General features: G+C 59.4%; 17 protein-coding genes. 11 read left to right on the forward strand and 6 right to left on the reverse strand.

The genetic code is table 11. The annotated features are described in order from the left end of the window. Window positions 1-19 precede the first annotated feature (19 nt). The 5 genes from WC421_05655 (at window position 20) to WC421_05675 (ending at window position 4,936) form a co-directional block, all read left to right on the forward strand. A complete protein-coding gene (locus tag WC421_05655) occupies window positions 20-1,255 on the forward strand; it encodes an Npt1/Npt2 family nucleotide transporter (GenBank protein MFA5161711.1) in 1,236 nt (411 codons plus the stop codon). Further along, the gene (locus tag WC421_05660) at window positions 1,252-2,328 is read left to right on the forward strand and encodes a radical SAM protein (GenBank protein ID MFA5161712.1); all 1,077 of its coding nucleotides are present in this window, start codon (window positions 1,252-1,254) and stop codon (window positions 2,326-2,328) included. The genes WC421_05655 and WC421_05660 overlap by 4 nt, the downstream gene beginning before the upstream one ends. Next, window positions 2,325-3,581, forward strand: coding sequence for a hypothetical protein (locus WC421_05665; GenBank protein ID MFA5161713.1), 1,257 nt, complete (start codon window positions 2,325-2,327; stop codon window positions 3,579-3,581). Before WC421_05660 ends, WC421_05665 begins: the two co-directional genes overlap by 4 nt. Beyond that, the gene (locus WC421_05670) at window positions 3,571-3,861 is read left to right on the forward strand and encodes a hypothetical protein (GenBank protein ID MFA5161714.1); all 291 of its coding nucleotides are present in this window, start codon (window positions 3,571-3,573) and stop codon (window positions 3,859-3,861) included. The genes WC421_05665 and WC421_05670 overlap by 11 nt, the downstream gene beginning before the upstream one ends. A 274-nt stretch (window positions 3,862-4,135) precedes the next feature. Continuing rightward, on the forward strand, window positions 4,136-4,936 hold the full coding sequence (locus WC421_05675; protein MFA5161715.1) for a hypothetical protein: 801 nt from the start codon (window positions 4,136-4,138) through the stop codon (window positions 4,934-4,936). 205 nt (window positions 4,937-5,141) lie between these two features. Here the strand turns inward: WC421_05675 and WC421_05680 are convergent, their stop codons facing one another. The 5 genes from WC421_05680 to WC421_05700 form a co-directional block, all read right to left on the reverse strand. Then, window positions 5,142-5,975 carry an MBL fold metallo-hydrolase gene (locus WC421_05680; protein MFA5161716.1) on the reverse strand — a complete coding sequence of 278 codons (834 nt, stop codon included), beginning with the start codon at window positions 5,973-5,975 and terminating at the stop codon, window positions 5,142-5,144. Between the two features lie 116 nt (window positions 5,976-6,091). Then, a complete protein-coding gene (locus tag WC421_05685) occupies window positions 6,092-7,183 on the reverse strand; it encodes an anhydro-N-acetylmuramic acid kinase (GenBank protein ID MFA5161717.1) in 1,092 nt (363 codons plus the stop codon). Further along, the gene (gene murQ / locus WC421_05690) at window positions 7,170-8,069 is read right to left on the reverse strand and encodes an N-acetylmuramic acid 6-phosphate etherase (GenBank protein MFA5161718.1); all 900 of its coding nucleotides are present in this window, start codon (window positions 8,067-8,069) and stop codon (window positions 7,170-7,172) included. The genes WC421_05685 and murQ overlap by 14 nt, the downstream gene beginning before the upstream one ends. Further along, the gene (locus WC421_05695) at window positions 8,066-9,082 is read right to left on the reverse strand and encodes an alpha/beta fold hydrolase (GenBank protein MFA5161719.1); all 1,017 of its coding nucleotides are present in this window, start codon (window positions 9,080-9,082) and stop codon (window positions 8,066-8,068) included. The genes murQ and WC421_05695 overlap by 4 nt, the downstream gene beginning before the upstream one ends. After that, window positions 9,064-9,504 carry a nucleoside-diphosphate kinase gene (locus WC421_05700; GenBank protein ID MFA5161720.1) on the reverse strand — a complete coding sequence of 147 codons (441 nt, stop codon included), beginning with the start codon at window positions 9,502-9,504 and terminating at the stop codon, window positions 9,064-9,066. The genes WC421_05695 and WC421_05700 overlap by 19 nt, the downstream gene beginning before the upstream one ends. A gap of 123 nt (window positions 9,505-9,627) precedes the next feature. On the opposite strand from WC421_05700, the gene WC421_05705 reads away from it, so the two are divergent. Next, window positions 9,628-10,146 carry a hypothetical protein gene (locus WC421_05705; GenBank protein ID MFA5161721.1) on the forward strand — a complete coding sequence of 173 codons (519 nt, stop codon included), beginning with the start codon at window positions 9,628-9,630 and terminating at the stop codon, window positions 10,144-10,146. Window positions 10,147-10,325: 179 nt separating this feature from the next. Continuing rightward, window positions 10,326-11,621, forward strand: a complete 1,296-nt coding sequence (locus WC421_05710) for a clostripain-related cysteine peptidase (protein ID MFA5161722.1) — start codon at window positions 10,326-10,328, stop codon at window positions 11,619-11,621. A 133-nt stretch (window positions 11,622-11,754) separates the two neighbouring features. Here WC421_05710 and WC421_05715 read toward each other — a convergent pair whose 3' ends face one another. Then, window positions 11,755-11,970: a hypothetical protein gene (locus WC421_05715; protein MFA5161723.1), complete on the reverse strand. Its 216-nt coding sequence runs from the start codon at window positions 11,968-11,970 to the stop codon at window positions 11,755-11,757. 167 nt (window positions 11,971-12,137) lie between these two features. Here WC421_05715 and yqeK point away from each other — a divergent pair, with 167 nt between their 5' ends. Genes yqeK through WC421_05735 form a run of 4 tightly spaced genes read left to right on the forward strand, consistent with a single transcriptional unit; the run spans window position 12,138 to window position 16,159 of the window. Then, window positions 12,138-13,286 carry a bis(5'-nucleosyl)-tetraphosphatase (symmetrical) YqeK gene (gene yqeK / locus WC421_05720; protein ID MFA5161724.1) on the forward strand — a complete coding sequence of 383 codons (1,149 nt, stop codon included), beginning with the start codon at window positions 12,138-12,140 and terminating at the stop codon, window positions 13,284-13,286. Further along, window positions 13,247-14,131 carry a LytR C-terminal domain-containing protein gene (locus WC421_05725; GenBank protein ID MFA5161725.1) on the forward strand — a complete coding sequence of 295 codons (885 nt, stop codon included), beginning with the start codon at window positions 13,247-13,249 and terminating at the stop codon, window positions 14,129-14,131. Before yqeK ends, WC421_05725 begins: the two co-directional genes overlap by 40 nt. A gap of 34 nt (window positions 14,132-14,165) precedes the next feature. Next, window positions 14,166-15,263 (forward strand): type IV pilus twitching motility protein PilT, encoded by a 1,098-nt coding sequence (locus WC421_05730; protein ID MFA5161726.1) that lies wholly within the window; start codon window positions 14,166-14,168, stop codon window positions 15,261-15,263. A gap of 2 nt (window positions 15,264-15,265) precedes the next feature. Further along, window positions 15,266-16,159: a cyclic nucleotide-binding domain-containing protein gene (locus WC421_05735; protein MFA5161727.1), complete on the forward strand. Its 894-nt coding sequence runs from the start codon at window positions 15,266-15,268 to the stop codon at window positions 16,157-16,159. The last annotated feature ends 1 nt before the right edge of the window (window position 16,160 follow it).

The raw sequence follows: 16,160 nt of genomic DNA on the forward strand, positions 1-16,160 counted from the left end.
TTTTATATAATTTCATCGGATGAACCGGTGCGGCGGAATGCGGTTGTTTTTCTCTATGGCGGCGGTATCGCTGTCGGCTGCGTTTCTGGTGGGAGGCTACGAGTTCGCCAGAATCGCGGCGGCGACGGTGTTCATGGACGCCTACGGTTCCTCGCGCATGCCTTACGCGCTTTCAGCCGTTCCGGCGGCGATGCTCGCGGCAGTCTACCTTTATGCGCGCGTGCTGTCCGCGCGCGGCCCGATGAGGGCAATGCTGCTGTCCATGGCGGCTTCCGCCGTATTTTTCGCCGCGGTGTATCTTTGCATTCCGTCAAAAGGGCATCCGGGGCTGCGCCTGGCCCCGGCGGCGTTTTACCTGTTCACGGAAGTCTACATAGTGCTGCTGGTGGAGCAGTACTGGTCTTTCATCAACAGCACGCTGAACCCGGCCAGCGCGAAACTCTACAACGGCCCCATCACCGGCGGGGCGGCCATAGGCCCCGCGCTGTCGGACTGGTTCATCAAGACATACGCCTCCTCTCTGGGCACGGAGCAACTGATTCTGCTGGCCGCCGCGGCCATACTGCCCGCCGCCGTCCTGATATGGCTGTCCTACCGCCTAGCGGGAGAGCCGCGCCCCTCCGAAACCGAAACCGGCGCGGCAGGGGGACATCTGCATCTCTCCCTGATAAGGGAAAACCGCACTTTACTGCTGCTGATGTGCGCGATATTCCTGTCCCAGATGGTGGCCACCGCGCTGAATCTCAAGCTCTACGAGGTAGTGGAAAACTCCATCTCCGGCAGGGACGCGCGTTCCGCCTTTATAGGCAGCGTGCTGATGTATGCCAACATCTCCTCCGGGATATTGCAGTTCGTTCTCGCGCCCGCGCTGCTGCGCTTTGTCCCTTATGCCGCGATAATGGCGGCCATACCGGCGCTGCACCTGGCGACAGCGGCATCCGTCGCGCTGCATCCGACGCTGTATACGGCGGCCTTCGCGCTGGGCGCGTTCAAAAGCCTGGATTATTCCATTTTCCGCGCCGCCAAGGAGCTTATTTACGTGCCACTTTCCTATGACGCGCGCTACCGCGCCAAACAGATTGTGGACGGGGTCACCTACAGGTTTTCAAAAGGCGCGACTGCGGTTTCGCTCTCCGCCTGGCGCGCGCTGACCGGGGCGGCGGGGCCGTATTCGCTGATTGCGGTATGCGCGGCGGGGCTGTGGCTGGCGGTAAGCGTGCCGCTTGGCCGGCGCGCGGCGGGACAACTGGAATGAGGCGCACGCTCTGGTGCACGGTATGGGAAATAACGCTCAAGTGCGACCTGCGCTGCATCCACTGCGGCGCCTCCGCCGGCAAATGCCGCGAAAACGAGCTTGACACCCGCGAGGCGCTGGCCCTTGCCGACTCGCTGAAGAAAGCCGGCGCAAAAGGCGTCGCCCTGATGGGCGGGGAGCCGCTGCTGCGCGGCGACTGGGCGCAAATCGCCCGGCGCGTGCGGGATAACGGAATGGAGTTGTCGGTCATCACAAACGGCGCGGCGGGAACCGACGGGGATGTGGCAACGTTGAAATCCCTTTCACCCCGCGCGGTGGCCGTAAGCATAGACGCCGCCGACCCGGAGATTCACGATCTGATACGCGGCGTCCCCGGCGCATGGCGCAAGTCATGGAATTTCCTGCTTAAATGCCGCGACGCCGGGCTGCCCGTAACCGCCATAACCGCCGTCCACAAAAAAAACCTCTCCCAGCTGGGCCCGCTGCGCGATCTGCTGCGCGGCAAAAACATCGCCTGGCAGATACAGACCGCCGGCGCGGAAGGCAGCAGATTTCCGCAGGGCCTCATGCTGGACGAGGAGGAGTTTTACTCCGTGGGGCTGTTCATCGGCGGCGTCAAAAAAAGCTGCTCCAATGCGGAACTGCCGGTAATCGGCGCGCATGACCTGGGATACCATTCCTTCATCCTGCCGGAGCTGGGCTTGGGGGGATGGAAGGGCTGCCAGGCGGGGCTGTCCGTGCTGGGAATACAGAGCGACGGCGGGGTCAAGGGCTGCCTCGCCCTCAACGGAGAGCCGCCCGAAGCCAATGTCCGCCAAACCCCGCTGGAGCAAATCTGGGAATCGCCGGATTATTTCGCCTGCAACCGCAATTTCAACATGCTGGAGCTGGGTGACAACTGCCGCAACTGCGAAAACCGGTTCTCGTGCAGGGGCGGCTGCGGCGAGATGAGCGCGCTGCTGACCGGCAAAAAACACAACGACCCCTATTGTTTTCGCGCGATAGAACAAAAGCTGTTCCCGGAAAAAACCGGCAATCCGCTCTGGCGGCTGTGGCGGAGACTGCTAAAATGAAAATCAACATCGGCAGCGGGCGCGATTACCGCGCCGGATACGAGAACGCGGACCCGTTCAACCCGAACGCGGATGCCTCCTTCAGCGCGCATTGCATGGATTTCCCCGACGAATGCGCGGAGGAAATACTGGCCGCGCAGATTATAGAGCATCTGGGATTTTTCAAGGCGGTTTTCTTTCTGGCGGAGGCTTACCGCATACTGCGCCCCGACGGGCGGCTTGTCATTGAAACGCCGGATATAGCCGAAGCTTTTGCCCGTTTCGGCGGCGCGGCGCGCGCCGGGCGGGAGCGGCTGCTGCAATGGATATACGGGCTTGAAACCGCCGGCATGGGCCATGTTTTCTGTTTCCCGGAGGAACTGCTGGCGGAAAAACTGCGCGCGCAGGGCTTTGAAATAAAAGCCGTGGAGCGTTTTGAAGCCGGAACGGACAACCCCGCCGTCCGCGTCATTGCGGAGAAAACCGAAAGCCGGGACGGCGAAATGCTGTTCTGCCGCTTCAGGCGCAGGCTTGCAGTGTGCGGCCTTGCGGATTTTTCCGAGGAAACCCTTTCCAGCGAGACGGAGGCCCTTGTAACCCGGCTGCGCAACGTTGCCGCGCCGGACGGCAGGCTGGTGGATTTGAGCGACGGCAAGGTTTTCGCTTCCTGCCTCTATGAATCCGCCTGCTGCGCGCCGGCGGTGTCCGTATTTTTCAGAACGCTTGAAAACGCCGGGCTTTCGCCGGGCATTTATCTGCGCGCCGCGCTTATACTGGAAGGCGGCGCATTCAGCGCCCGCTGCGAGCGGGAATTCCTGGCCATACCGCCCGCGCCGCTGTCGCAGGACGCCGCATTTGCAAAAACCGCCGCCTGGTCCCGCGCCGCGATTGACAGAATTCTGGCGGGCAAAAGCGTCTGCGAAGCCTGCTCCTCCTGCGGGCCGGACCTGTTGGGCGAAGGCGCGCACAAAAAGCGGGCGAAAGCATTTTTCTCGCAAAAAATGCTTTCGCTAAAGGCGCAGGAGGAATTCTCGGCGGGACTCAAAGCCGCCTCCTGCGGGGATTATCATGCCGCGTTGTCCGCATTTGAACTGTCCGCCGGATATTACCGCGACTGCCCGGACACCTATATAAATCTGGCGTATTGCGCCGCCGCGCTGGGAATGAATCAGCAAAGCGAAAGATGGAAGGACTGCGCGCGGCAATGCGGCGGTTTGCGCGGGGACGCGGAAGTTTGCTTGAGTGTTCCCTGGCGAGGAGACCATGAACAATAAACTTCTGGAACTGGCAAAACGCGCCGGCGCGACCGAAAGCGAGACCAAAGCCCTGCTTGGAGGCGGTTTTTTCGCGCTGTGCGCCGCAGTTGCGGCGGTGCTGCTCTCCGGCTGCGCAGGCGGCAAAGCCAAAAAAACCGACGCGCAGCAGCAGCCGTCAAAGCAGGAAGCCGCCCCCGTCGCGCCGCAATCCGCCACGCCGGAAAAGGATGACGGCCCCTGGCCCGGCTACCCCACCGGAACGCGCTATAACACCGTCAGCCCGCTTGATTTCGCCTGAACCGCGCAACAAACCCGCCACTAAACACACAACCCCGCAAATTGCAGCCGGACAGCGGAATTCGACGGCGATAGGCGGACAATCCTGCCGGATTTTCACAAGGAAAAAAGTCCGGACAATCTGTGGAAATCTGTGCTCTTCTTTTGGAAATCCCCGAGCAGTACGATAGATAGAATCTTCTCCGTCTAGTTCCGGTTCTAGCTATGCGCATGAATGGTAGCCTGAACTGGACAGTAGCAAGAACTTCCTAGGTAAGACATGCTAGGATAGTTTAATGATAGATGCCCATGTTCATATCGAACGCGGACCGTATACTCTCGATTGGCTTAAGCGGTTTATCAGCACTGCCATAAGCCGAAAGATAACTGAAATACATTTTTTGGAGCATTCATTCCGGTTTACGGAATTTAAGGATATTTATAATGAAGCAATTGCCCATCCCCGGTATGGCAACCGGCAAAAAGACTGGCTAGAGAAAAGGGCCACATTATCTTTAAGTGATTATCAAAGGCTTATTCTCAAAACTCGGCAGGAAGTCTTCCCGGTAAAAGTAATGTTCGGCCTTGAGGTTTGCTATTTCCCCGGAATGGAAACGCAAATAAAAGCCGCCCTATGCGGCTTCAATTGGGATTTTATGACAGGGGCTATCCACTGGATAAACGGCTGGGGGTTCGACCATAAGGAAAGTGTCGCGGAATGGAAATTGGTGGATGTGAATGCAGTTTACCGCGATTACTATAACGAAATGATGCTTTTAGTAAAAAGTGGGATTTTTACCCATTTGGCACACCCGGATTCAATCAAATGCTTCAAATATCATCCCAGCGAAAATTTCTCGGAAACTTATACCATGCTCGCATCCAAATTAGCCAAGAATGGCATGTATGCGGAAATAAGCGGCGGATTAAAATTAAATTATGGACTGGATGCAATAGGTCCATGTCAAGGACTGCTGTCCTCTTTTGCCGCACATCATGTAAAACTGATTGCCGCATCAGATGCGCATAAGCCGGAAGATGTCGGATGTTACATTTTAGAAGCTGAAAACATAATAAAGAATTGCCAAACAAAATAATGGCGTATCTGCCTTTTCTCTAAACAATATACCCCATCCCTGTCTGCGGTCACCGTTGCTCCCTTTGCGTCATTTAGGAATATTGTCGATAACACCCAAAACATTGCCGATGAGCACCGTCCGCACGCATGTCGGGCTGTTGCATGGGACATTATTTATGTCTCACTCAATATATTGCGGGAATGCCGCCTGGAAGTTCGGCGGGTTAGACTTCTATCCGCATGTCTTCGGCGGCGGCGAAAATTTCAAGGCGCAGGCCCGCTTTCTGGGCGCGGGCGCGGCAGTTGTTTACAATCTCGTCAACCTGGCTGTCGGCGCGGTCCTGATTGTGGTGGAAAAGACCCAGCCGCTTCACCCCGGATTGCATGGCAAGCTCCAGCGCAAGCTCCGGCGTGGAATGGCCCCAACCGATTCTTGAGGAGTATTCGTCCGGCAGATAGTCGGCGTCGTGGACCAGCAGGTCCGCGCCTTTGCAGGCTTTCACGTATCCCGGAAAATCCAGCCCGCCCTTGTGGGAGCTTAAAAGCTCGTTGTCGGTCAGGAAAACGAATTTTTTGCCGTCCTCGCGGAAAATGTAGCCGTTGCCGCCGTTGGGATGGTTGAGGGGGACCGGCTCTATCGCCATGGATCTGAAAAGGCCGTTGCAGGACCTGGCGGATTTGACGGAGGCGGACACATCGTCAAAATCCACCGGGAAATTGGGCGCGCGCATTATGTTTGCGACCATGTCTTTCACGGCGCTTTTGGCATGGGGGCAGCCTATAAGCTCTATGGCGAAGGATTTGCGGTACAGCGGTTCAAAAAACGGGAACCCCATTATATGGTCCCAGTGGGAATGCGTCAGCAGAATGCGGCAGCTTTTTGCCCCGGCGGCAAGCAACTCTTTGCCCAGCCTGCGTATGCCGGTGCCGGCGTCTATGATTGTAAGCTCGTTTTTGGAATCGCGCACCTCCACGCAGGCGGTGTTGCCGCCGTAGCGGAGGTATTCCGCCCCGCAGACCGGGATGCTGCCCCGCACGCCCCAGAACCTGATGCGCATATCGTTAATATAACAGAAATGGTACTACCGCACAATGCCATTTTAATCACATGGCAAAACCCTCTCCCGGAGGCGGGTTGTGAAAGCTGCGGCGTTTGAACGCCGGTTGCGGCGGCTTACAGCGTTATCTTGCCCAGTATGCGCGGATGCCTTGCGCCGGTGGCGGCGGGACAGTGGTTTGTCCTGCGGTTCCATGCGAAATGGGCCATCAGCGCGAAGCAGGCCGGCTCCTTGGCAAGCTCGTCCAGCCCGTAATCGGAACTGCGGCTTACCTTGACGGGACTCAGCAGCTTTCCAATATTACTCATAAGGACGGGGTTTAGCGCGCCGCCGCCGCTGACTATCATTTCTCCGGCTCCGGGCATGAATCTTTTTGCGGCGAGGCTTATGGATGCGGCGGTGAAATAATTCAGCGTCGCCATGACGTTGCAAATGTTTTTCCGCGTCAGCGCGCCGAAATTCTCGCTCAGAAACTGCGGCCCGAACTGCGCACGGTCAAGCGATTTAGGCGGCTTCTGCCTGAAAAACGGCATTTTCAGCCATTTCTCCGCCTTTTCCGCGTCGGCTGTGCCGGCGGCGGCGAGCTTGCCGTCCCGGTCATAAGCCAGCCTGCCGTTTGTGGCTATGCGCGCGGCATCGTCCATAAGGCAGTTGCCGGGGCCGGTGTCGAAACCGAAGGTTTTAACGCCCCTGCCCGCGATTGCGATATTGCCGATGCCGCCGATGTTCTGCAAAAGCTTCGGCCTGCCGGAACCGAACAAATAGTTGTCCAGAAAAGGCACCAGCGGCGCGCCTTCGCCGCCGGCGGCCATGTCGCGCGGTCGGAAATCTGAAACCACGGGGATGCCAAGCTCCGCCAGGAAAGACGGCTCGCCTATCTGCAATGTGTGCGGGGGATTGTCCGCCGGATAATGGCACACCGTCTGGCCGTGGGAGCCGATGACCTCCACCTCGCTTTTTCTGATGCCGTGTTCTTTGAGGAACAGCGCGGTTTTTTCGGCGAATATGACGCCCAGCGCGAAGTTCAGGCGCGAAAGGCCGCGTACGTCCAGCCGGGCGGCGCGTATTATCTCCGCCTGAAGTTTGGGCGGATAGGGGTATGTTTTCGCCACAGCCACGGCGAAGGGATTGGTTTTTACCGCCGCGATGGACACCCCGTCCGCCGAAGTGCCCGACATCAGCCCCAGCGCGTATTTATTCAATGACATCTTTAAGGAAACCTCCAGACCTGGCCAGCAGCTCCGCCGCTTTTTTGCGGTCCACATTCAGCAGCGCCATGATGACGGCGGCTTTTATATCGTAATCCGTCTGCTCCAGCAGCGTGCGCGCGCGCTGCGGCGTGGTTCCCGCTATGCGGCACACCAGCCGCTGCGCCCGCGCCACCAGCTTGCGCGAGGTGGGGCGCAAATCCACCATCCAGTTTTTGTACGCTTTGCCCAGGCTTACCATTGCGCCTGTGGAAATTGAATTAAGCACCAGCTTTGTCGCCGTGCCCGCTTTCATGCGGGTGGAGCCGGAAATGGCCTCCGGGCCGGGGAAGGGGGCCACTATCACATCCGCATCTTTGTTCTCGTGCCTCAGATTGCAGGTTACAAGCGCGGTGGAGCATCCCAGCTTTTTTGCGGCCTTAAGCGCGCCCGCCACATACGGCGTTATGCCGCTGGCGGCTATGCCGACGACGCAGTCCCCGCGCGCGGCCTGAGCGCGCAGGTCCTTTGCGCCCTGCACGGGGTCGTCCTCGGCGCCTTCCTTTGCGCGGAACACCGAGTTTTTCCCGCCGGCCATGATGGCGATTATCCGTTTGCGGTCCGTGCCGTAGGTGGGGGGGCATTCCGCGGCCTCCAGCACACCCAGCCTGCCGCTTGTGCCCGCGCCGACAAAAATTATTTTCCCGCCGCAGGAATAAGACTTCGCCGCCAGCCGGGCGGCTTTTTCAATCTCCGGTATGACTTTTGCCACGGCGGCGGGGACAAGGGCGTCCTCGCGGTTTATCTTGGCGATGACGCTGCGCAGCGGAATGCGGTCCATGTCCAGTGTGCGCGGGTTCTGCTGCTCGGTCGGTATGGCGGCGTATTTTGAAAGCGGTATTTTCATTGTTGTTCCTCCGTATCGTCGGGCATGGTGAATTCGTCGGCGGATTCCTCGCCGCCGTCCTCTTTTTCCGGGGCTGGCGCGGCTTGTGCCGGCGCGGCGGCCTGCGATTGCTGTATTTCCGGCGGCATTTCCGGCGTTTTAAGCCACTGCAACAGAACCGCAATCATCTGCCGCGACAGCAGACGCCAGCTGGGGCCTTTTGCGGCGGTCATAAATACCGTTCTGGACGAGCCAGTGCCGAATTTCGCGATATTATAAAGTATCAGCGCTTCCTGGAAAACGCGTGGATCGTTTGCGGCGCAGAGCATCAGAAGCGGGCGGCTGCCGTAGACGCGCATCGGGTTCACGGCCAGCACATCCCTGCTGGCGTTTAACGTGGGCGACAGCAGCGCCGTCATCGCAACCTGCGGATGCATTGCCGCGAATTTGACGGCCAGATTCGCCCCCAGCCCCGCGCCGATGAGCGCCACGCGGGATTCGTCTATGCCCTGCGCCGCCAGAAAAGAGATGGCCGCCTCAATATCGCGCGTCATCAGGTTGAATTCGTTGTCGGTGCCGGCGCGGCGGAAATTGCGCCACGCCGTGGGCGCTCCCGAGGGGTCCTTGATGCTGGCCCCGTGCCCGCGCAAATCCAGCGCAATGTATCCGAACCCCTGCCTTGCCAGTTCCGCCGCCAGCGGCTTCCAGTCGTTTTTGTTCCTGCCTATGGAGTGCAGCAGCATCACCACCGGGCGCGAGCCCGACGGACTGAAATAGCTGGCTGCGGTTTTCCAGTTATCGGCAGCCGCAAGGATTATGTCCGGTCCGGCAAAGCCTTTATATCCCCCCGCAGGCGCGGTGATGCCGGACTGCCGTCCGGGCGGAGCGGCCTCCGCCGCGGGCGCGCCGGTCTCCTCCCCGGAATCCTGATAGCCGGCTTCCTCGTAAGAATCGTCCTGCGCCCGCGCGGGACCACACAGGCAGGCCGCGGCCGCAAATGCCAGCAGGAATGTTTTCAGAGGTTTGGAAACCATAGCGCTATTTCGCGCTCGGCGTCGGCGGCGCCGCTGGAGGCGTGGACCACATTCTCCATCAGCCCGTTGCGGATTTTGCCGAAACAGCCGCGCACGGTGCCAGGCGCGGCCTCGTCGGGGTTGGTCGCGCCGACCACATGCCGTATCGCTGTCACGGCGTCCTCGCCTTTGAATACAAAGGCGTAAACCCTGCCGCCGGACTGCGGGTGCAGGTCGCCCTTGAGGAAGTTGACTATGCCGTTAAAAAACGGTTTGCCTTCATGCTCGCGGTAATGTGCGCGGGCCAGCGAATCGCTTGGCCTCACCACCGCCGCGGCCACAAGCTCCATGCCGGAGGATTCCAGCTTGTCCAGCGTAAGCCCCGCCAGCCGCCGGGCCACGCCGTCAGGTTTGATAAGCACAAGCGTCCGTTCCATTGCCATGCAGGCATTGTAACAATTTGTAGGACTTTTGGCTCATGCCATCGTCCGGCGTCTTTGCGATACTATATGCGGCTGCGTCGGGACGAATAGCGGACTGGGCGCAAATCAGTCAGGAGATAAAAGATGCGTAGCAAACTGGTGGCAATGGCGGTTGCGGTTGTTTTTGCGACGGTATTTAACGCGGCGGCGCAGCCCGGTAAGGCGAATGCGGATACGCTGGATTATCTGGACGCTTATGCCGGACGTGCTCTTGCAGATGCGGTCTCTGCGCTTTGGGAAATTTCACCGCAAGTGAAGGCCGACCCGGTTTCCTGCGGAGCGGCGACATTGAGTGAGGTGCTGGGCGGCATAAGCGACCCTCAGCAACTCATGGGAACGGAATTTGACACGGATATCGGAATAAACGGTCCTGGAACCGGTTACACGACACGCGCGAAAGCCGCCGGCAAAATTATTTCCGGAAACAGGTTGGGCGTCCAGATGGAAGTGGAAAAATTATACTTTCGCACGCGGGCTGACGGCAAGCGGGAATACTCCTCCGCCGAACATACCGGTGAGTGGATAGATTTTTCCGCCTCCTTTTCCGAAGGCAAATGCAGTGTGGATCCCGGCGCAGTCAGGGTTATGTGCCGAATGGGGTAGCACCCCGCGCGTCAATCCGCGGTCCGTTTCTTCCGGCAGGCTGCAAAATAGAGATGGCGGGCGTCCTTGGAAAGGATGCCGCCATCTCTTTGATTTAGGGCATTGACATTTCAACAGGAAACTGTATAATTGGGGCGGGCGGACGCAGCACCCAGACCGCCGCCCAAGAGAGGCTGTCCATGTCCGGCAACGTTGTGATGGCAATGTTCGTGTCAGCCGTGTTCCAGTCCTGCGCCGCGGCGGCGGTCAGCTACGACAGCGCGCCCGCGGACGCAAAAGCCGCCAGCCGTGTTTCCGTATCCGAGGCTGTCTCCCGCTCGGGCGAGCCGCCCGCGCCGACCCCGTCTCCCGCTTCCCTGTCCGCAAAACCGGCGCAGCAGGCGAAATGGACCGTCATGGTTTTCATGAACGGCAAGAACGACCTGGAACGGTTCGCCTTCACGAACTTTTACCAGATGGAAAAAATCGGCTCGGACAAGGACATTCAGATAGTGGTGGAGTTCGGGCGCATGGGCAATGCCGCCAACGACGGCAAATGGTCCGGCTGCCGCCGCTATCTGGTGCAGAAGGCCGACGACACCGACAAAATCTCCTCTCCCGTGCTGGAAAACATCCCCAAATGCGACATGGGTGATTACAAACACGCCGCCGATTTCGGCAAGTGGGCCATGGCTAAATATCCCGCCGAGCATTACATGTACATCCTCTGGAATCACGGCGGCGGCTGGACCAAGGCCATGGACAATCAGCCGGCCAAAATAATCTCCATAGACGACGAGACGGGAAACCATATCAACACTCCGCAAATGGGCGCGCTGCTTAAATCCATGGGCCGCAAGATTGATGTTTACGCCTCAGACGCCTGCCTTATGCAGATGGCGGAAGTCGCCTACGAGATTAAAAATTACGCCTCCTATGTAGTGGGTTCAGAGGAGCTGGAAGCCGGGGACGGCTACACCTATGACGCTTTCCTCCAGAAAGCGCGCGCCTCCGACCTCTCGCCCAAGGCGCTGGCCAAGGCTGCGGTTGACAGCTATACGGACCATTACACCTATATGGGCACGCAGTCGTATGTGAACAGCGACGCGCTGCCGGGGCTGGTGAAAAAGATGGATGCGTTCGCGGATGCCGTTATGGTCTCAGGCGACAAGGAGGCCGTCAGAAAGGCGCGTGCCGCAACCCAGCATTACGCGGTGAATTACAGTTATAAAGATAACGCCGACCTGTACCATTTCGTCTCCCTTGTTTCCGCTCCGGCGGATACGGCTCAGAAAATAAAGGACGCCGCCTCGGAACTTATGAGTTATCTGTCCGGCAGCGTCGTCGGGCATAACAGGGTTACGTCGGATTATGCGGATTCGCACGGCCTGGCGGTGTATCTGCCTGCCGAGACTTACGACAAGAATTACGACGAGCTTGCCTTTGCCAAGGCGGGCAAGTGGCCCAAATTCGCGCAGTGGCTGGTCTCCAAGTAACCGCGTTGCCGCGCGTCTCCTGCGCCCCCGCGAAAGCGGGGGCGTTTTTTTGCGGGAAATTGGTTGTTAACCTGAATGTTTCAGTTGGATTGCGGGATTCGGCGAAAAATCGCTTCATACTGCCTTCACAAAATTATCCTTTCGCGCAGTGAGGCGCGCGCGGATAATTTTGTTCGGCATTATTTCGCGCTTTTTCGCCTCGGTCCTCGCAACCAACTGAAACATTCAGGCTAAGAATAAGTCCGGGAAATCTGCGGTAAATCCGTGTTGCCTCTGCGGATAAAACTTCCCAGTCGTAAAGCGGCTTTTCCTTATAATTTAACGGCGTTTCATCCACAGAATATTCCAAAAAACCACCCTCCTCTTATTTCAGCCGGATTTTGGCACAATAGCGATTTTGTATAATCATCAAGCAGGACACATCCGTCCGGTTAAAAATTGGAAGACGTTCCTTGGATAATATGCGCATCCGCAGAGGTTTGGGGTAGAACTTAGAATCCGCGGCAGACGGACAGTATGACAAAAATCCTTGTTTATGGCGGGTGTTTTGACCCGCCGCATCGCGGGCATGGCGGGCTTCTGACGGCGGCGCTGACGCAGGTAAAGCCGGATTTATGCATTATGGTTCCGGCTTTCGTGTCGCCTTTCAAGGACGGCTCCGCGGCGGAATTTATCCACCGGAAAAAACTGGCGGCTGCGCTGATTCCCGCCGGCGACAGGGTTGCCATTGACGATTTTGAATTTTTGCGCGGAAAAAAAACCTATACCTATCAGCTTCTGCGCGCGCTGGGCAAACGGCATTCCGGCGCGGAGTTTTATCTGCTTATGGGAAGCGACTGCTTTGCCGGCTTCTCCCGCTGGCGCAACTGGCGGGAGATTTGCGGGCGGGCCAAAATCGTGGTCGGGCAAAGGAAGGATTTGCCGGACATCCGCGCCCTGCGCCCGGCCTGCGGTTATATGCCGCTAAAAGGCGCCTTCCCGGCGGTGTCGTCAACCGCGCTGCGCGCCGGGATTTACTGCTCCGGCGAAATTCCGGCGGACGTGCCGGCGCGGGCCGCGGAATATATCAGGCGGCATGGGCTTTACGGGCTGGATATTCACAGGCAGCTTAAAGCCGCGCTCAAGCCGGGCAGGTACGAACATACGCGCTGCACGGCGGCGCTGGCAACGCGCCTGGCGGAACGGCACGGCGTTCCGGCGGATGCCGCCGCGCTGGCCGGGCTGCTGCACGACGCCGGAAAACGGGACATCCCGTGGATGCTGAGATATTGCCGCAAATACGGCGTTCTGAAAAACACCCTGCTGCGCGAGACCGCGCTGCGCCAGCCGGGGATGCTGCATTCGCACATCAGCGCGGACGTTGCGCGGCGCAGCTTCGGCGTCAGGGATGCGGATATATTATCCGCCATTGAAAACCACACGCTGGGCCGCGCGGGGATGTCTTTGCTGGAGAAAATCGTTTTTGTCTCCGACGCCGCCTCCGAGGACCGAGGTTTCGGCCATGCCGGGCGGCTGCGCGCGCTGGCATTGCGCGACATTGACGCCGCGCTGCTGGAAACAGCGCGAATCAAGCTGGCCTGGGTGATAAAAACCGGCAAATGGCTTTGCCCCAAAGGAATTGAGCTATGGAACTCCCTGACCGGCGGCGCGTCGGCGAAATTCTAGGCCGCGCCATCGCCTGCGCGGCGTTTGCCGCCGTGCTATACGCGGCGGCGGCGCATTTGCGCTCCGATTTTTCGCGCGGGCTGGCAAAAGGCCGCCCGGTGCAGGTGGCGCTGCTGACCTCGCCCCCTGCGATAATCTCCTACAACAGCGCGGAGGGCAAAGCTTTTATCAGCATGGCGCGCGGCGGGGCCGCCTCCGCCACCAATGCGGCGCGGGCCGCGCAGGCGCTGGAGCAGGCCGGCCTCCGCCGCCCCGACGGGCGCGTTCTCTATTACGTTCCCTGCAACGCGGACCGGCAGGCCGCCATTGACGGAATGGAAACGCGCTTCAACAACTGGCGGGCAAGGCCCCTGCTGGCGGCGGATTTTTTCAGCGGATACATCGGGGGGCGGCTGGGCGGACGCTGCAATATCGGGCTTGCCGATTTTGCCGGCATAGTCATGGAACTGTCGCGGCTTGAGTGGCCGGATTTCGTCATCGCCGCCGCGAATGTGCCGGAGGCGCCGCAGTCCGCCGGCAAACCGCTTACGGTGGAAGTCCTCAACGCCAGCGGGCACAAAAACATGGCGGCGCTGGTAACGCGGCAGTTGCGCCGCATAAGCGAAACCGGCCCGCTGAAAGTGGACGTGCTGCGTTTTGACAATTACGGGGAACTGCTGCCGCACAGCCGCATAATAGACCGCTCCGGCAGGATTGACGACGCCAGCCGCCTGGCGCGCAGCCTGGGAATAGTCTCCGGCAGGATAATATCGGAGAAGCGAGGCCTCAATTTCACCGACGCCACAGTCATAGTGGGAATGGACTGCAAAACATCTGGCTGGAAAACGCAGGAAATGCTACCCTAATGGAAGCAGCTTAAAAGAGGGGATAATTATGCCAATGGACATGATAGCCATTCTGAGGGTCGCCGTAGGCATGGGGGCAAGCGACATTCATATCGTGGTCGGAAAGCCGCCCATGATGCGCCGCAACGGCGAAATAGCGCCGGTGCCGGGATTTCCGGCAATGGACACGGAGCAGACCAAAGCCGTCATTTACGCGGTGCTGTTCGAATCCCACCGCCAGAGATTCGAGGAAACCTGGGAACTGGACTGTTCCTTCGGCGTGGAGGGGCTGGGCAGATTCCGCATAAACGTTTTCATGCAGACAAACGGGGTGGAGGCGGTGCTGCGCGTAATCCCCTCCAAAATCCCCAAGGCCGAGGAGATAGACCTCTCCCCGCCGATGATAGCGCTGGCCGACATACCGCGCGGGCTTATTCTGGTTACGGGACCCACGGGCTCCGGCAAGTCCACCACGTTGGCGGCGCTGCTGGAAATCATAAACCAGCGGGAAGCTCTCAATATTCTCACCATAGAGGACCCGATAGAGTTCGTCTATACCAACGCGAAATCCATATTCCGGCAGCGCGAGGTGGGGCAGCAGACGAAATCCTTCTCGGCGGCGCTGCGCGCCGCGCTGCGCCAGGACCCGGATGTTGTGCTGATAGGCGAAATGCGCGACCTGGAAACCATCCAGCTTGCCCTCACCGCCGCGGAAACCGGGCATCTGTGCCTTGCCACCCTGCACACACAGGACGCGCCCAGCAGCATAGACCGCATGATAGACGTGTTCCCCCCCCATCAGCAGACGCAGGTGCGCATACAGCTGGCCTCCACGCTGCAGGGCGTGATATCCCAGCTGCTGCTGCCCAGACGCGACGGGCGGGGCCGCGTGGCCGCGCGGGAATTCATGTCCATAACCCCAGCCATCTCAAACCTGATTCGCGAATCCAAGACGCACATGATATACAACGCCATAGAAACCGGCGCCAAATTCGGCATGGTTTCCATGGACAAATCGCTGGCGAATCTGGTGCGCCGCGGGCTGATAACATACGACGAGGCCGCCTCCAAGGCCCACAGCGCCGAAACGTTCAGGCAGCTTTGCGGAGGAACCGGGGTCGCGGCCTCCTCCTCCCTGGGGGACGACAACTGAACATGACGGAGCTTTCGGCGATAAAAGAAATTCCTGTTTTCGCCGCCATTGACGACAACTGCGCCGCGGCGATAGCCGCCGCCGCCTCGCGGCGCGGCCTGGCCGCGGGGGAAGTGCTGTTTAAGGAAGGCTCCCCCGGAACGGACGTGTTTTTCGTGCTCTCCGGCGCGGTGGCCATAGAAAAAAGCATCGCCATAGACAAATTCAAAACGCTGGCCGTGCTGGGCGGCGGCGAATTTTTCGGGGAAATGGCCGTGCTGTCCGACGACACCGGCCCGCGTTCGGCCCGCGCAGTGGCGCTGGCCGATTCCGTTCTGGCCGGAATTCAGGGGGAAAAGCTGCTGGAAATACTCCACGGCTCGCCGAAATCCGGCATGGCGGCGCTGCGCGCGATGCTGCAGGCGGTAAGCGGACGGCTGCGCAAAACCTCCGCCGAACTGGCGATGGTTTATGACATAAGCGCGCTTGCCTTCGCGGAATTTGAGGACGAAAAAGCTTTTGCCGCCCGCCTGCTGAACGAGGCGATGCCCTATCTGGAAGGCGGCTGGTCCGCCGGGTTTTATATCTACGACCGGTTCAACGAGGAGCTGTCCGTGTCCGCGCTGACCGGCGAGAATTTCACCCCGCCGCGCGACTTGGCGCAGATACGGGACAACATCCCCAACTTCTGGCATGGCGACCGCGCCTACACCGTGATTCTTCCGGGCAAAAAACGTCCCGACGGGTTTATGGTTTTCGCCGCGCCCGGGCCGCTGCCGGAGCAGGACAGGCGCGCGCTGGCCGTGGCGCTGTCCACGCTGGGCTGCCTGGCAAACTCCATGCTGGACAATATCCGCTACAACCGCGAAAACAAAATGCGCGACATGCTCATGCGCCGCAAATACCAGAGAGGATGAT

This window comes from Elusimicrobiales bacterium (genome assembly GCA_041651175.1).
GTDB lineage: Bacteria > Elusimicrobiota > Elusimicrobia > Elusimicrobiales > Elusimicrobiaceae > JAQTYB01.

Bases quoted from the DNA above. Each gene is read 5' to 3' on its own strand.
- WC421_05655 (MFA5161711.1), top strand. From the start codon at position 20: ATGAACCGGTGCGGCGGAATGCGGTTGTTTTTCTCTATGGCGGCGGTA.
- WC421_05660 (MFA5161712.1), top strand. From the start codon at position 1,252: ATGAGGCGCACGCTCTGGTGCACGGTATGGGAAATAACGCTCAAGTGC.
- WC421_05665 (MFA5161713.1), top strand. From the start codon at position 2,325: ATGAAAATCAACATCGGCAGCGGGCGCGATTACCGCGCCGGATACGAG.
- WC421_05670 (MFA5161714.1), top strand. From the start codon at position 3,571: ATGAACAATAAACTTCTGGAACTGGCAAAACGCGCCGGCGCGACCGAA.
- WC421_05675 (MFA5161715.1), top strand. From the start codon at position 4,136: ATGATAGATGCCCATGTTCATATCGAACGCGGACCGTATACTCTCGAT.
- WC421_05680 (MFA5161716.1), bottom strand. From the start codon at position 5,975: ATGCGCATCAGGTTCTGGGGCGTGCGGGGCAGCATCCCGGTCTGCGGG.
- WC421_05685 (MFA5161717.1), bottom strand. From the start codon at position 7,183: ATGTCATTGAATAAATACGCGCTGGGGCTGATGTCGGGCACTTCGGCG.
- murQ (MFA5161718.1), bottom strand. From the start codon at position 8,069: ATGAAAATACCGCTTTCAAAATACGCCGCCATACCGACCGAGCAGCAG.
- WC421_05695 (MFA5161719.1), bottom strand. From the start codon at position 9,082: ATGGTTTCCAAACCTCTGAAAACATTCCTGCTGGCATTTGCGGCCGCG.
- WC421_05700 (MFA5161720.1), bottom strand. From the start codon at position 9,504: ATGGCAATGGAACGGACGCTTGTGCTTATCAAACCTGACGGCGTGGCC.
- WC421_05705 (MFA5161721.1), top strand. From the start codon at position 9,628: ATGCGTAGCAAACTGGTGGCAATGGCGGTTGCGGTTGTTTTTGCGACG.
- WC421_05710 (MFA5161722.1), top strand. From the start codon at position 10,326: ATGTCCGGCAACGTTGTGATGGCAATGTTCGTGTCAGCCGTGTTCCAG.
- yqeK (MFA5161724.1), top strand. From the start codon at position 12,138: ATGACAAAAATCCTTGTTTATGGCGGGTGTTTTGACCCGCCGCATCGC.
- WC421_05725 (MFA5161725.1), top strand. From the start codon at position 13,247: ATGGAACTCCCTGACCGGCGGCGCGTCGGCGAAATTCTAGGCCGCGCC.
- WC421_05730 (MFA5161726.1), top strand. From the start codon at position 14,166: ATGGACATGATAGCCATTCTGAGGGTCGCCGTAGGCATGGGGGCAAGC.
- WC421_05735 (MFA5161727.1), top strand. From the start codon at position 15,266: ATGACGGAGCTTTCGGCGATAAAAGAAATTCCTGTTTTCGCCGCCATT.